The 2,646-nt window shown below is 55.1% G+C and carries 2 protein-coding genes; both read right to left on the reverse strand.

Going from position 1 to position 2,646, the window contains the following annotated elements; all coding sequences use genetic code 11:
* Nucleotides 1-104 precede the first annotated feature (104 nt).
* The gene (locus HMPREF2967_RS00005; RefSeq protein WP_070562495.1) at nucleotides 105-863 is read right to left on the reverse strand and encodes an ATP-binding protein; all 759 of its coding nucleotides are present in this window, start codon (nucleotides 861-863) and stop codon (nucleotides 105-107) included.
* A gap of 20 nt (nucleotides 864-883) precedes the next feature.
* Nucleotides 884-2,491: an IS21 family transposase gene (gene istA / locus HMPREF2967_RS00010; RefSeq protein ID WP_070523940.1), complete on the reverse strand. Its 1,608-nt coding sequence runs from the start codon at nucleotides 2,489-2,491 to the stop codon at nucleotides 884-886.
* Between the last annotated feature and the right edge of the window lie 155 nt (nucleotides 2,492-2,646).

The following is a 2,646-nucleotide window of genomic DNA, read 5'->3' on the forward strand; positions in this document are numbered from 1 at the left end:
TGTCAGATGCGAGTTTTTGGTACCGGTGTTCTGGGGACTCGGTACTGTCGTGTTCCGGGTAGTTGGTACCGGGCCGAGGGGTGCGTCGGCCCGGCCCGTCTGTATTAGTCGTCTGGGGTGGTGGGGGCGGTGGCTTTGCGCATGTCGAAGTCTCCGATATGGATTCGGTGGCCGTTGTTGAGGCGGCTTACGAGTGAATCGGCTCCGACTCTGTCTGGCAGTGTTTCAACCCAATAGGCGGCAGCTGATTGGGAGGAGATAAGTGTAGGCAGCCTTCCGTCGCGGTCGAATATGATCTTGGTTAGGTCTTCTTGCCCGCGCTGGTTGATGCTGATGGTCATAAAGTCGTCGATGATAAGGACATCGACGTTGATCAGTTTCCGCATCTTATCGAGGTAGTTTTGGTCAGTCGGTGAGAAGACCGCCAGCATGTCTACAAGTTGGTCCAGCCGGTAGTACGCCACCGAGTATCCAGCCTTGCACGCGGCGATGCCGATGGCGCAGGCAATGTAGGTCTTGCCTGTTCCCGTCGGGGCGAGGATGTGAATATTGGTCGGGTTTTCCCGCCAGTTAGTGGCTGCGATTCGTTTCAACTGGCGCATGTTGATACCGCGTTGTTCTGCCCGGGTGACTTCAGCAAGGCTCGCATCCGGGTATCGGAATTTAGCCTGGGTAATGGCCTTGGCAATGTTGCGCTGTTGGCGTTGTGTGTAAGCTTCTTCGACTGCGGCGAGGAAAATGTCTTCTGGTAGCGCATCCGCATAGGCCTCGTCGTTGACAACCTCGTAGAAGACATCAGCGAAGGTCGATACGCGAAGCTTGCGCATTTTCGCCCGCACAATTTCGTCGTCGATGCTGCTCATGGTTTCACTCCTTATTGCTTCTAGTTTTCGTAGTGGTCAGCAGGCCGGATAAAGACGGCATCGGCCACCTCACCGGTAAGCGGGGTACTTGGGCGTGGTTGGCGCTTGGCCACAGGCTGTGGTTTTGCCCCTGGTGGCCCGGGATGTTGTTGGGCGTGGGCAATGTCAGTCTGGATGCGTTTGATCACTGCCATCGTGGGGGCCAGCTTCTTGTCTAAGACCTGCTGGCATGCCGGTTCGAGGGTGGCTTTGTTGTGCTTTTTGCCCAGGTTGGCCAGCACGTTGCGTGCCTGAATGAGTCCGCGGGGTACGGCGGCACTATTGCGGTCGAGGATCATCGCTATGACTGCGTGCGTTGCTGCCCCAAACGACGAGGCCCAGGCCAAGAGCTCATCACGGGTAAGCGCCTTGTGGCCTTCATCGTCGCCACATGGGCCATGCTGAGGGTTGGTGGAATACCGGTATTTGAATCCGTGAAGGCGCGTGTGTTCAGCAACAAGCTGCTCCCCGTTGAAGATGCTTACTAGTTGCGGGGTGAGCCTGACTGTTACCGATTCTCCCACCAGCTGAAATGGCACTGAGTAGTACTGGTAGTCACAGGTGATGTGCCAATTGCGGTCGACTTTGAGCCTCTTATAAGACACTTCCGTAAACGGCGTCGGCGGAAGATCCCGCATCATTGGTGCCTCTTCTTTATCAAAGCGCATGCGCCGTGTTGAGCCATCAGGCCGCGTCATTGCGCTGTTGATATCAGCAAGACGGTCAGCGATCGCCTCATTAAGCTCATCAAGGCTATAGAAGACCTCGTTGCTGAAGTAACCCAGGATTTTGGTGTAAGTGATTTTCACGGCACGCTCTACCGCTGCCTTGTCACGAGGCCTGCCGGGCCTAGTCGGCACAATCGTGACCCCGTAATAGTCAGCAAACGCTGCGTAGCGGTCAGTGACCATCCGGTATGTAGAGGTCTTCTTTGGCCGATAAGTCGCCGTAGAAGCATTATCTGGCACGATGACCGCTGGTACTTTGCCAAGATAGTTCAACGCCTTAACATGGCACTCAATCCACGACGGCATCTTCTCGTTCGCAGCGGCCGTGACGTACATCAGCCCTGAGTATGGGCTGACCGCGACGAACAATGACGCCTTGAACGCTGTATCACCACTGGCCTGATCTACTACAGGCACTTTGTCACCGGCCCAGTCGACATAAAGCTCTTGACCTGGCTCATGGGTGACAACTTCAACGAGATCATTGGCACGCAGAAACTCATTGAGCCCACTGCAGAACTGGGAGTACTGGTACTTTGTCTTATCCGTCGGACACGGCTGCGACACGTAGTCCATCCACAGCTTATGCCTGGTCACATGCTTTGTACTTTTCAGCTTGCGTGCAAGAGCGTGAAAATCAGGCTGGTCGTAGGCCATCGTCCGTTTACTCCGGCCGTCGCTGAATCGATCATCGAACCATCCAGGTGGAAGTTGACGGAAACGCTCTAGAGTTAGTTCCTCATCGTTGATGACTTTCTTTGCTCGGGATACTTCTCGTCGTGAACATCCCAATGCGTGTGTGATCTGCGCGTAGCTAGCACCATCAAGGCACATCGCGATGATCTGTTTGAAGTTGGCCACAAGGACCAGCTCCTTCCAAGTAGAAGTTGACGCAACACCACCGGATCGTGGTGCCGCCAACATCAACTATGAAAGAAACCCCCTTGCAGTACCGGATACGCGGAACACCGGTACCAACTACGCGGACTCGCGGTACCAACTACCCCAAATCGACA

The organism is Corynebacterium sp. HMSC059E07 (assembly GCF_001814395.1).
GTDB lineage: Bacteria > Actinomycetota > Actinomycetes > Mycobacteriales > Mycobacteriaceae > Corynebacterium > Corynebacterium hesseae.